Annotated in this window: 13 protein-coding genes; 11 read left to right on the top strand and 2 right to left on the bottom strand. The window is 65.6% G+C overall.

Going from position 1 to position 12,172, the window contains the following annotated elements:
• Positions 1-8: 8 nt before the first annotated feature.
• From hpf to hprK, 3 genes are all read left to right on the top strand, one after another.
• Positions 9-338 carry a ribosome hibernation-promoting factor, HPF/YfiA family gene (gene hpf / locus AB7F11_RS06150; protein ID WP_428291054.1) on the top strand — a complete coding sequence of 110 codons (330 nt, stop codon included), beginning with the start codon at positions 9-11 and terminating at the stop codon, positions 336-338.
• A 142-nt stretch (positions 339-480) separates the two neighbouring features.
• Complete coding sequence (locus tag AB7F11_RS06145) at positions 481-951, top strand: PTS sugar transporter subunit IIA (protein WP_428291055.1); 471 nt, start codon at positions 481-483, stop codon at positions 949-951.
• Between the two features lie 122 nt (positions 952-1,073).
• A complete protein-coding gene (gene hprK, locus AB7F11_RS06140) occupies positions 1,074-2,024 on the top strand; it encodes an HPr(Ser) kinase/phosphatase (RefSeq protein ID WP_428291056.1) in 951 nt (316 codons plus the stop codon).
• A 35-nt stretch (positions 2,025-2,059) separates the two neighbouring features.
• On the opposite strand, the gene fur is transcribed toward hprK, so the two are convergent.
• Entirely contained in the window at positions 2,060-2,500 is a 441-nt protein-coding gene (gene fur / locus AB7F11_RS06135) for a ferric iron uptake transcriptional regulator (RefSeq protein ID WP_428291063.1), read from the bottom strand.
• A gap of 148 nt (positions 2,501-2,648) precedes the next feature.
• Here fur and AB7F11_RS06130 point away from each other — a divergent pair, with 148 nt between their 5' ends.
• From AB7F11_RS06130 to holA, 7 genes are all read left to right on the top strand, one after another.
• A complete protein-coding gene (locus tag AB7F11_RS06130; protein WP_428291057.1) occupies positions 2,649-3,230 on the top strand; it encodes an outer membrane protein assembly factor BamE in 582 nt (193 codons plus the stop codon).
• Positions 3,227-4,036 (top strand): 4-hydroxy-tetrahydrodipicolinate reductase, encoded by an 810-nt coding sequence (gene dapB, locus AB7F11_RS06125; RefSeq protein WP_428291058.1) that lies wholly within the window; start codon positions 3,227-3,229, stop codon positions 4,034-4,036. The genes AB7F11_RS06130 and dapB overlap by 4 nt, the downstream gene beginning before the upstream one ends.
• Positions 4,033-4,701: a MotA/TolQ/ExbB proton channel family protein gene (locus AB7F11_RS06120; RefSeq protein WP_428299897.1), complete on the top strand. Its 669-nt coding sequence runs from the start codon at positions 4,033-4,035 to the stop codon at positions 4,699-4,701. The genes dapB and AB7F11_RS06120 overlap by 4 nt, the downstream gene beginning before the upstream one ends.
• A complete protein-coding gene (locus AB7F11_RS06115) occupies positions 4,698-5,132 on the top strand; it encodes an ExbD/TolR family protein (RefSeq protein WP_428291060.1) in 435 nt (144 codons plus the stop codon). The genes AB7F11_RS06120 and AB7F11_RS06115 overlap by 4 nt, the downstream gene beginning before the upstream one ends.
• A 110-nt stretch (positions 5,133-5,242) precedes the next feature.
• The gene (gene leuS / locus AB7F11_RS06110; protein WP_428299898.1) at positions 5,243-8,002 is read left to right on the top strand and encodes a leucine--tRNA ligase; all 2,760 of its coding nucleotides are present in this window, start codon (positions 5,243-5,245) and stop codon (positions 8,000-8,002) included.
• 10 nt (positions 8,003-8,012) lie between these two features.
• Positions 8,013-8,552, top strand: a complete 540-nt coding sequence (gene lptE / locus AB7F11_RS06105; RefSeq protein ID WP_428291329.1) for an LPS assembly lipoprotein LptE — start codon at positions 8,013-8,015, stop codon at positions 8,550-8,552.
• 13 nt (positions 8,553-8,565) lie between these two features.
• Entirely contained in the window at positions 8,566-9,618 is a 1,053-nt protein-coding gene (gene holA, locus AB7F11_RS06100; RefSeq protein ID WP_428299899.1) for a DNA polymerase III subunit delta, read from the top strand.
• Positions 9,619-9,637: 19 nt separating this feature from the next.
• Here the strand turns inward: holA and AB7F11_RS06095 are convergent, their stop codons facing one another.
• Complete coding sequence (locus AB7F11_RS06095; RefSeq protein WP_428291327.1) at positions 9,638-10,597, bottom strand: helix-turn-helix domain-containing protein; 960 nt, start codon at positions 10,595-10,597, stop codon at positions 9,638-9,640.
• Between the two features lie 192 nt (positions 10,598-10,789).
• On the opposite strand from AB7F11_RS06095, the gene AB7F11_RS06090 reads away from it, so the two are divergent.
• The gene (locus AB7F11_RS06090) at positions 10,790-11,986 is read left to right on the top strand and encodes an amino acid ABC transporter substrate-binding protein (protein ID WP_428291326.1); all 1,197 of its coding nucleotides are present in this window, start codon (positions 10,790-10,792) and stop codon (positions 11,984-11,986) included.
• Positions 11,987-12,172 lie beyond the last annotated feature (186 nt).

Genomic DNA, 12,172 nt, shown 5'->3' with positions numbered 1-12,172 from the left:
GCTCAAGTATGAATCTGACGATCAGCGGTCACCACCTCGAGGTCACCCCTGCCCTGCGCGGTTACGTCACCGACAAGCTCGCACGCATCTCCCGGCACTTCGACCAGGTGGTCGACATCAAGGTGCTGCTGACAGTGGACAACCTCAAGGAGAAAGACCAACGACAGAAGGCCGAGTGCAACATCCACGTCAAGGGGCGCGACCTGTTCGCTGCCAGTGCCCACGCCGACCTGTATGCCGCCCTCGACGATCTGGCCGACAAGATGGACCGTCAGGTGCTTCGATACAAGAGCAAGGCTCAGGATCACCACCACGAAACCGTCAAACGCGTCATGTGAAGCATTTCACGGCTCCTTTGGAACGGGCCGTGATGTATGTTGCGATGCAACAAGCCGCTTGAATTGTCAAGCGGCTTTTTTGTGCCCTCGGTCTATTCAAGATGGCCCAACTCGGCATAATTTGCGGTCCGAAAGGGCTCACATGAACCGACTCTCCGCCATCCTGCCCGCTCCGCAAGTGCTCGTCAGCGTGGATGCGACCAGCAAGAAACGCGCCTTTGAAGAAGCGGGGCTGCTCTTTGAAACCCTTCACGGACTCAACCGCGCCCTCATCACCGACAGCCTGTTTGCCCGCGAGCGCCTGGGCTCCACGGGACTGGGACACGGTGTGGCCATTCCTCACGGCCGCATCAAAGGCCTCAAACAGCCGCTGGCGGCTGTGTTTCAGCTTTCCAATCCGATCGGCTTTGACGCGCCAGACGAACAGCCCGTCCAGCTCATGATCTTCCTGCTGGTGCCCGAGGCGGCCACGCAGAAGCACCTGGAAATCCTTTCCGAGATCGCCGAACTTCTCAGCGACAGCGCGCTGCGCGAGCGGATGAAGGGCTCCAGTGACGCAGCCCTGCTTCATGGTCTGATCACCTCCTGGCAATCGGCCCACGCCGCCGCCTGAGACGGTTGACCCCCACGCTTCACAGCCGCGCGGGTCGCCTCCCTTCCAAGGAGGCTGATCCACCTCGGAGTGGCCCGGCGGCGGATCGCTTGAATCCTTTCCACTTTGTGGAGTAACGACTTTTGAAACCCACCGTCGTCAGTGCCGATGTCCTGTTCGAGGACCATCGGGATGCCCTGAAGTGGCAGTGGATTGCCGGCCTGGGCGCTTCCGAGCGTCGCTTTGACGAGGTCGCGATCCGGGCGGCTCGTTCAGGCGCCGATCTGGTCGGTTATCTCAACTACATCCATCCCTACCGCGTCCAGGTGTTTGGCGAGCGCGAGGTGGCGTACCTCACGAGCCCGAGCGAGGACGACAACCGCCGCCGCGTGGCTCGCATCGTCACATTGGAGCCGCCGGTGTTGGTCGTGGCCGATGGCCAGACCGCTCCCGATGCGCTCACCGCGATGTGCGAGCGCGCCCAGATCCCGATGTTCGCCACACACGAGTCGGCGGCTTTCGTCATCGACGTGCTGCGCGCCTACCTCTCGCGGCATTTCGCCGACCGGGCTTCCATGCACGGCGTGTTCATGGACATCCTGGGCATGGGGGTGCTGATCACCGGCGAGTCGGGTCTGGGCAAGAGCGAACTGGGTCTGGAGCTCATTTCGCGGGGCCATGGCCTGGTGGCCGACGACGCGGTGGATCTCTACCGCATCAATCAGACCAGCATCGAGGGCCGCTGCCCCGAGCTGCTGCAGAACCTGCTGGAGGTTCGCGGCATCGGCCTGCTCGACATCAAGGCCATCTTTGGCGAGACGGCGGTGAGGCGCAAGATGCGGCTCTCGCTGATCGTGCATCTGGTGCGGCGCGAGACCATGGAACGCGACTACGAGCGCATGCCCCACGAGCCGCTGTACCAGGACGTGCTGGGGGTGCCGGTGCGAAAGGCGGTGATTCAGGTGGTGGCTGGGCGCAACATCGCCGTGCTGGTGGAAGCAGCCGTGCGAAACACCATCCTGCAATTGCGCGGCATCGACACCTACCAGGAGTTCGTCTCGCGCCACCGCGCGGCCATGTCGCGCGGCGAATGAAGGAGCGCCCCCGCGCCGCCTGCGTTCTGAATGGCTCAGCCTCTGTGCGAATGCCCTTTATGAGGGCAATCGGTCTTGGTGCAGTTGGCGTAAAGCGAGAGGGCGTGCTCCTGCAGGGCAAAGCCGCGTGTCTTGGCCACCATCTGCTGGCGTTTCTCGATCTCGGCGTCGTAGAACTCCTCCACGCGACCGCAGTCCAGGCAAACCAGATGGTCGTGGTGCTGCCCCTCGTTGAGTTCGTAGACCGCCTTGCCCGATTCGAAATTGCTGCGCGTGAGCAAGCCGGCCTGCTCGAACTGCATCAGCACACGGTAGACCGTGGCCAGGCCGATGTCGGAGCGCTCTTCCAGCAGCACGCGAAACACGTCTTCGGCCGTCATGTGGCGTTGCTTCGCGTTCTGGAACACCTCAAGTATCTTCAGCCGGGGCAGCGTGGCCTTGAGCCCCGTGCTCTTGAGTTCTTCGATGTTGGTCATGGCAGGGAACGGCGAGCGGTTGAAGGGGCTGATCCAGGGCATGAGGGACCCGGGACTACAATGACCGGATCATATCGCCAGCGCCCTGCGCACGCCGCAATTTCCGTCGGTTCGCGTGCGGAGCGCCGCGCTCACAAGGTCAGTTCACATGCACCCATCCGGTCATCACGGCATCGCTGCCCTGAATCGCTCCCGCCCGTTGCGGGTCCTCGTCTGCGCGGTGGCGCTGGTGGGCCTTGGGGCCTGCTCGGGTTACGGTGACGGCACCTTTGGCCTGACCAGTCTGGTCACGCCCTACAAGATCGACATCCTGCAAGGCAATGTGGTCACGCGCGAACAGTCGCAGTTGCTCAAGCCGGGCATGACGCGCCTCCAGGTGCGCGACGTGCTGGGCTCGCCGCTGCTCACCAGCGTCTTCCACGCCGAGCGCTGGGACTACGTGTTCACCTACAAGCGCCAGGGGCAGGAGCCGCAGAGCCGCAAAGTCACTGCCTTCTTCAAGGGCGACGTGCTGGATCGCGTCGAAGCCGACGAGTTGCCCAGCGAGGCCGAGTTCGTGGCGTCGCTGGACTCGCGCCGCAAGCCAGGCAAAGTGCCGCAGCTGGAGGCCACGCCCGAGCAGCTCAAGGCTTTTCACGAGCGCAACCCCGTCACCCCGGTGAAGACACCGCCCAGCGCGCCGGCCGACGCCAGCTACCCGCCCCTGGAGGGCGCGGGGTCGGCGCGATGAGCGGGCCGTTGCAAGTCTGTGTGGCCGGCGCCAGCGGGCGCATGGGCCAGATACTGGTCGAGGCGGTCCGTGCCAGCGGCGACTGCGTGCTCTCGGGCGCGCTCGACATCGCTGCCAGCCCAGCCATTGGCCAGGACGCCGGTGCCTTCGCGGGACAGGCCAGCGGCGTGACCATCACCGCCGATCTTGCTCAAGGTCTCTCGGGCAGCCAGTTCCTGATTGACTTCACCCGCCCCGAAGGCACCCTGGCGCACCTGCGCGAATGCGTGAAGCACGGCGTGGCGGTGGTGATCGGCACCACGGGGTTCTCTGAAGAACAGAAGGCCGAGATCGCGCAGATTGCGAAACAGATCCCCATCGTCATGGCGCCCAACATGAGTGTGGGCGTCAACGTCACGCTCAAACTGCTGGAGATGGCGGCCAAGGCCATGTCCACCGGCTACGACATCGAGATCATCGAAGCCCACCACCGCCACAAGGTGGACGCGCCCAGTGGCACCGCGCTCAAGATGGGCGAGGTGATCGCCGACGCCCTGGGCCGCGACCTCAAGGACTGCGCGGTCTATGCGCGCGAAGGCGTCACCGGCGAGCGCGACCCCTCCAGCATTGGTTTTGCCACCATCCGGGGCGGCGACATCGTGGGCGACCACACCGTGCTGTTTGCCGGTACCGGCGAGCGCATCGAGATCACGCACAAGTCGAGCAGCCGCGCCACCTATGCGCAGGGCAGCCTGCGCGCGGTGCGCTTCCTGGCCGGCAAGCCGGCCGGGCTGTACGACATGTTCGACGTGCTCAACCTGAAATGACCGACAGCGCGGGCCAGGGGCTCCTGCAGACGCTGGCCCAGGCGGACGGGCTTGGCCGCGTGGTCGCGCTGCTGCTGTTGGCCATGTCGGTGTCCAGCTGGGTGGTGATTCTCTGGAAGGGCTGGCTGTTGCGGCGCGCCGCCAAAGACATGAGCCTGAGCACGGCGACTTTCTGGCAGGCCAGCGACCTCGACGACGCCCAGCGCCGCCTGGTTGGCTTCGATTCCCGGCGCATCGTGTTGCCGCTGGTCCAGGCCGCTCGCGGCCTGGACGCCGCCGCACCCCTCACGCTGGCCACAGCGGCCGACCGATCACAACAACTCACGCGGGTGCTGCGCGGCGCCCTGCATGCCGTGCTGCATCGCCTGCAGTTCGGTCAGGTTCTGCTGGCCACCGTGGGCTCCACCGCACCCTTCGTGGGTTTGCTGGGCACGGTCTGGGGCATCTACCACGCGCTCACCGGCATGGGCCAGGACGGGCGCTGGCGCATCGAGCAGGTGTCCGGCCCCGTGGGCGAGGCGCTGGTGATGACCGCCGCCGGCCTGGCAGTGGCCATTCCAGCCGTGCTCGCCTACAACGTGCTGGGCCGTCAGATCGCGCGCATCGAGGCCGATCTGGAAGGCTTCGCGCGCGATCTGCGCGAATTGCTGTTGGCTCGCCCATGAGCTTCGGCGGGCTGGAAAAGCCGGTCGGGCACCAGCCCATGAGCGAGATCAACGTCACGCCACTCGTTGACGTGATGCTGGTGCTGCTGGTCATCTTCATCATTGCAGCGCCCCTCATGGCAGGGCGCCTGGCGCTGGACCTGCCGCGGGCGGAAGTGCCGGGCGTGGTACCCGCAGGCCATGAAGACTTTGTGGCTGTCGAGGTGGATGCCCGGGGCCAGGTCCACTGGGATGGTCAGCCGGTGAATCAGGAGGCCCTGCGCACGCGATTGCAGGAAGCCGCCCGGCGCAACCCGGCGACCGAACTGCAATTGCGCGCCGACACCAGCGTGCCCTATGGTCAGGTGGTGCAGCTCATTGGCCTGGCGCAGTCGGCCGGGCTCTCGCGCATCGGCTTTGTGGCCGAGGCCCCGCCTGCGCCCGGCCGCTGAAAGCGACAGGCGGGGGCACGAGCGGCCCAAGCCCTAAAATCCGGCATCTCCCTGCGCCGCCGCGCGCCGACTCCCCACATACCGTACCCGGCCCGTCCGGACCCTGGTTCATGCAAGAAAAGTACGCCCACCAAGATGTCGAGCGCGCCGCGCACGCCCACTGGACAGCCACCGACGCCTACCGCGTGAGCGAAGTCGCGGACAAGAAGAAGTTTTACGCCTGCTCGATGTTGCCTTACCCCAGCGGGAAGTTGCACATGGGCCATGTGCGCAACTACACCATCAACGACATGCTGGCGCGCCAGTTGCGCATGGCCGGTCACAACGTGCTCATGCCCATGGGCTGGGACGCCTTCGGCCTGCCGGCCGAGAACGCCGCCATCAAGAACGGCGTGCCGCCGGCGAAGTGGACCTACGACAACATCGCTTACATGAAGCAGCAGATGCAGGCCATGGGCCTGGCCATCGACTGGAGCCGCGAGGTCACCACCTGCAATCCCGATTACTACAAATGGAACCAGTGGCTGTTCCTGAAGATGCTGGAGAAAGGCATTGCCTACCGCAAGACCCAGGTCGTCAACTGGGACCCGGTGGACCAGACCGTGCTGGCCAACGAGCAGGTGATCGACGGTAAGGGCTGGCGCACCGGCGCCGTGGTGGAAAAGCGCGAAATTCCAGGCTATTACCTCAACATCACCGCCTACGCTGAAGAGCTGCTCGATCACGTGCAGATGGGCAACCCCAAGGCCACGCTCAACGGCTGGCCCGACAAGGTGCGTCTGATGCAGGAGAACTGGATCGGCAAGAGCGAGGGCGTGCGCTTCGCCTTTCCGCACACGATCCAGGACGCAGGCGGCACACCAATCGGCGGCGGCCGGATGTATGTCTTCACCACGCGTGCCGACACCATCATGGGCGTGACCTTTTGCGCCGTGGCGCCCGAGCATCCTCTGGCCACGCACGCCGCCGCGAGCAACCCGGCGCTGGCCGATTTCATCGAGGAGTGCAAGACCGGTGGCACCACCGAGGCCGAGCTGGCCACGCAGGAGAAGAAGGGCATGGCCACGGGCCTGACCGTCACGCACCCGCTCACGGGTGATGAAGTGGCCGTGTGGGTGGGCAACTACGTGCTGATGAGCTATGGCGACGGCGCAGTGATGGGTGTGCCTGCGCACGACGAGCGCGACTTTGCGTTTGCCAACAAATACGGCTTGAAGATTCAGCAGGTCGTAGAAATGCCCGTTCGGGCTGAGCCGGTCGAAGCCCTGGCGAACCCTTCGACCCTTCGACAAGCTCAGGACGGGCCGAGCTCAGGGCGAACGGGGGTTTTTTCGGCCACTGAGTGGCAGGACTGGTACAGCGACAAGCAGCGCGGCGTCTGCGTGAACTCCGGCGTGCTCGATGGCCTGGGCTACAAGGCCGCTGTGGACAAGGTGGCCGCGCTGCTGGCCGCCAAGGGCATGGGCGAGAAAAAAACCACCTTCCGCCTGCGCGACTGGGGCGTGAGCCGCCAGCGCTACTGGGGCACGCCCATCCCCATCATTCATTGCGAAGAACACGGCGCGGTGCCGGTGCCCGAAAAAGACCTGCCGGTGGTACTGCCGCAGGACTGCATTCCCGATGGGTCTGGCAACCCGCTGAATCACCACGCGGGTTTTCACGCCGGCGCGGTGTGCCCCGTCTGCGGCAAGGCGGCGCGGCGCGAAACCGACACCATGGACACCTTCGTCGACTCGGCGTGGTACTTCATGCGCTACTGCGACCCGGTCAACGAGGAGCGCATGGTCGCCGGCGGTGCCGACTACTGGATGCCGATGGACCAGTACATCGGCGGCATCGAACACGCCATTCTCCACCTGCTCTACGCGCGGTTCTGGACCAAGGTGATGCGCGACCTCGACCTGGTGAAGATCGACGAGCCCTTCACCCACCTGCTCACGCAGGGCATGGTGCTCAACCACATCTACAGCCGACGCACCGCCAAGGGCGGCAAGGATTACTTCTGGCCGCACGACGTGGAGAACGTGCTGGACGAGGCCGGCAAGGTGGTGGGTGCGAAGCTGAAGAACCCGGCCGCCAGTGGCGACGGCCAGCTGCCCGTGGGCACGCCGATCGACTACGAGGGCGTGGGCACCATGTCCAAGTCCAAGAACAACGGCGTCGATCCGCAGGACCTGATCGAGAAGTACGGCGCGGACACGGCACGCCTCTACACCATGTTCACCGCGCCGCCAGAAGCCACGCTGGAGTGGAACGACGCTGCGGTGGAAGGTAGCTACCGCTTCCTGCGCCGCGTCTGGGCGTTTGGCGTGAAGCTCTCGGCCGCGGGTGGCCTGGGTGCGCTCGCTGCAGGGGTGTCGAGGCAGGCGCTTTCCAAGGCCGCCAAGGCACTGCGCCTGGAGATGCACACCGTGTTCAAGCAGGTGGACTACGACTACCAGCGCATGCAATACAACACCGTGGTTTCGGGCGCCATGAAGATGCTCAACGCGCTCGAAGACTTCAAGGGCGACGGCAGCGCGGGCGATACCGCCGCGCAGGCCGAAGGTTTCGGCATCCTGTTGCGCGCGCTCTATCCCGCCACGCCACACATCACCCACACGCTGTGGAGCGAGCTCGGTTACAGCGGTGAGCTGCTCGACGCCCCCTGGCCACAGGCCGACGAAGCGGCCCTGCAACGCGACGAGATCGAGCTGGTGTTGCAGGTCAATGGCAAGCTGCGCGGCAGTGTGACGGTGCCGGCGGGTGCCGACAAGGCCGCCATCGAGGCCGCTGCGCTGGCTTGCGAGGCCTTCACCAAGCAGGCCGCTGGTGCCGCGCCCAAGAAGGTGATCGTGGTGCCTGGGCGGTTGGTCAACATCGTCGTCTGAAACCCGGTCCATGAACACCACCATCCACCTCGATCCCTTGCCAAGGCGCCGCGTCCTGCGGGGGCTGGCCTCCGGCCTGGCTGCGCTGGGCCTGGCGGGCTGTGGCTTCGCGCTTCGCAAGGCGCCCACCTTTGCTTTCCAGACGATCCGTCTGCAAGGCAACGAAGGCACCGCCGTGGCGCGCGAGTTGCGCGAGGCCTTGCAGGCCAATGGCCTGCAGGTGCTCACCACCGCCACCGCAGCCCCGACGCAGCCCGCGCAGGTGGTGTTCACCGTGGTGACCGATCAGCGCGAACGCGCAGTGGTGGGGCAGACGGCGGCCGGCCAGGTGCGCGAGCTGCAATTGCGCACGCGCTTTGTGTTCCGCCTGCGCACCGCCACCGAGAAAACCCTGATCGACGAGACCGAACTGCTGCTGGAGCGCGACATCAGTTTCACTGAGACGGCGGTGCTGTCCAAGGACGCGGAAGAGGCCATGCTGTACCGCGACATGCAGGGCGACATCGTGCAGCAGGTGTTGCGTCGGCTGGCGGCGGTGAAGTCGCTCTGAGGACGCCGCGCCCATGCAGATCGCTGCACCGCAACTCGCCGCTCACCTGCAAAAAGGGCTGAGAAGCCTGTACACCCTGCACGGCGACGAGCCGCTGCTGGTGCAGGAAGCGGCCGACGCCATCCGTGCCACTGCACGCTCCCAGGGTTACACCGAGCGCACCGTGCATACCGTGGCGGGTGCGCACTTTGACTGGGGCGAGGTGTTGGCCAGCGGCGGGTCGATGAGCCTGTTTGCCGACAGGCAGCTCATCGAGATCCGCATTCCGTCTGGCAAGCCGGGCAAGGACGGATCGCAAGCGCTGCAGCGCATCGCCGAGGCCGCGCAGGACAACGACAGCACGCTCACGCTGGTGATCCTGCCGCGCCTGGACATGGCGACGCAGAAGGGTGCCTGGTTCGCAGCGCTGGAGAGTTTCGGCGCCACCATCAGGTTCGATCCGGTGGATCGCAAGTCGCTCCCCGCGTGGATCGCGCTGCGACTGCAGCAGCAAGGCCAGCGCGTGACCGCAGGCGAGGAGGGTCAGCGCACGCTGCAGTTCTTCGCCGACCGGGTGGAGGGCAACCTGCTGGCCGCGCACCAGGAAGTCCAGAAACTGGCGCTGCTGCATCCGCAGGGCGAGTTGTCGTTCGAGCAGGTGGAATCGGCGGTGCTGAACGTGGCGCGCTACGACGCCTTCAAGCTCGCAGAAGCGGTGCTGGGCGGGCAGGTGCAGCGGGTGCAGCGCATGCTGGCGGGCTTGCAGGCCGAGGGCGAGGCGCCGGTGCTGGTGCACTGGGCTTTGTCGGAAGACATTCGCACCCTGCACCGCGTGCGCACGGCGCTGGACGCCGGCCGACCGCTGCCGATGGCGCTGCGCGAGAACCGGGTCTGGGGCGTGAAGGAAAAGCTCATGGAGCGCGCCTTGCCATGGCTGAACCTGGCCACGCTGTCTCGCTGGCTCGACGATGCGCACACGGTCGATGGGATCGTGAAGGGTCTCAAGGTTCCCTCATGGCCTGCAGATCCCTGGCAGGCTTTGCAGCAGTTGGCGCTCAAGGTTTCCCTGGCCTGTTCGGTTCGCTGACGACCTGCGAAACGAACGACTAAACCAGACGCAAGGCAGCTTCCCGGAAATCGCTCGGTGACTGCCCCGTGTGCTCCCGGAACACCCGGCTGAAATGTGCGCCGTTGTTGAACCCCCACGAGAACGCGATCTCCGTGATGGTGCGCTGCGCACGTGAAGGGTTGGAGAGTTCGCGCATGCAGGCCTGGATGCGCTGGCGCTGAATGTAGTGGGCCAGCGTATCGTCTTCGGCGCTGAAGGCGTTGTGCAGGTGGCGCTTGCTGCAATTCAACGCCTGCGCAATGTGGTCCAGCGAGAGCGAAGGATCGCGCAGGTGCTGGCCAATGTGTTCGCGGATGCGGTCGCGAAACGCCTCGAGCTGGGTGGTGGCATTGCCCTTGCCCGCCAGCTCCTGCAACGACAGGCGCACCAGCTCCACGATGAGCTCGCCCGCGCCCCTCGCCGCGTTCTCGCTCATGCCTGGGAGCTCCTGGTACGTGGTGCGCATGGTTTCCAGCGCCACACGGGCGATGCCGCTCACGCCACCCACGTGCCGCGCCATCAACGGCTCCAGCCGCAGCCCGCGCTCGGTGAGCTGGTCTTTGGGCAGCATCACGATCAGGTGTTCCACCCGCTCGGGGTTGGCAATCTCATAGCTGCCGGTGGTGTCGTAGATCGCCCAGCCGCCCGGTCGCACCCAGGCTTCGCGGCCCTGCTGCTGCACCGCCGCGCTGCCTTGCCACGGTGCCACGATCTTCAGGTAGGCGCGCTCGCTGCCGCGCGCCAGCTTCGGGCTGCGCAACACGCGGTGGCGGTTGGCTTCCAGCTTGGTCAGCACCACGTCGCCCGCGTGCGATGCCGACATGTGTCCGTCGAACAGCGTGTCGCCATACAGGTCCGATTCCAGGCCACCGAAATGCGTCCATACCCAGTCGCGCCAGATCGCCGCGCGCTCGCCCGGGGCGACGATGTCGGTGCTCATCGTGGAGGAGGAGGTCATGTGGGCGTACCTGGATATCGGTGACCACAAATTATCGGCGCCGGTGCCGCGCCGCGCAGCGGGTGATTTCAAGGGTTAACCCGCACCGCCGTGCGCGCTCGGACAAGCCGGCAGTGCGCCGACGGCATAGCGCCGCAGGCGCGTTCTGCTTAGCATGACGGTTCGGTCAACCACAACGCCAGGAGACAAACCATGGTCCATCCCACTCGACGTCTGGTCATCAAGAGCGCCGCCGCCACGGTGGGCGCCATGTCCATCGCCCCTCAGTTGCTGGCGCAGACGGCGCCCGTGCGCATCGGCTATTCCATGTCGCGCACCGGCCCCTGGACCGGCGGCGCGCAGGTGAGCCAGGAGCCCAACTACCTCCTGTGGGCCGAGCAGCAGAACGCTGCCGGTGGCCTGGACGTGAAGGGCACGCGCCGCAAGATCGAGCTCGTCAGCAGCGACGACCGCAGCGACATGGAAACCGTGGTGCGCACCTACGAAAAGCTCATGGGCAGCGACAAGGTCGATCTGATCCTGCCGCCCTGGGGCAGCAACGCCAATTTCGGCGTTGCGCCGCTGGCCAACCGCTTCGGCTACCCCTTCCTTGCGCCCACCGCGCTCTCGCGCCGCCTGGCCGAGATGAAGCTGCCCTACTTCTTCCTGCTGCTGCAGCAGCCCAAGCCCATGTGCGACGCGCTGGTGGACATGCTCAAGGCCAACGGCGCCAAAAGCCTGGCCTGCGTGTACGTGGACGACCTGTTCGGCCTGGAGAACTACGCAGCCCTCAAGGTGGCGCTGCAAGGCAGCGGCATCAGCCTGGTGCAGGACACCAGCTACCCCGGCGGCGTCAAGGACCTCTCGCCCACGCTGCGCTCGATCAAGGACAAGAACCCCGACGCCTTCGTGGGCTTCACCTACCCGCCCGACACCATCCTGGCCAGCCGCCAGAGCAAGGAGATTGGATTCAACCCGAAGTTTTTCTACGCTTCGGTGGGCACCGCCTTCCCGCTCTACAAGAACGTGATGACACCGGCCGGTGCCGAAGGCGTCCTGGGCATGGGTTCGTGGAACAGCAAGACCAGTCCGGGCGCCAAGGCTTACTTCGACGCCCACGTGGCCAGCCAGAAGAAAGAACCCGATCGCTGGGCCAGCGGTGCCTGCTGGGCCGGCCTGGAAATCATCACGGCGGCCGTCAAGACCCAGGGCCTGGACCGCAAGGCGATCCGCGACTACGTGGCCAACACCACGCACAAGACCATCATTGGCGACATCAGGTTCAGCGGCAGCGAGAACGTGGGCACGCCGGGCACGGTGGGGCAGTGGCAGAACGGCGAGTTCGAGGTGGTGTGGCCGCAGAAGGTGGCGACAGCGAAGTTGAATCCGACCAAGCCCGCGTGGAAGTGACGCGGCGTTCGTCCTGAGCCTGTCGAAGGATCCGAGTCCCTTTCCAACCCGATCCGTTCGGGCTGAGCTTGTCCTTCGACAGGCTCAGGACGATCGGAGCACCGCCGTTCAGACTGAGCCGATGTTCCGTACAGACTGAGCCGATGTTCCGTTCAGGCTGAGCTGATGTTCCGTTCGGGCTGAGCT

The sequence above is a fragment of the Hydrogenophaga sp. genome (assembly GCF_050250835.1).
Classification (GTDB): domain Bacteria; phylum Pseudomonadota; class Gammaproteobacteria; order Burkholderiales; family Burkholderiaceae_C; genus Hydrogenophaga.
Note: the sequence above shows the minus strand (reverse complement) of the source record. Positions and strands in the feature narration are given on the sequence as shown.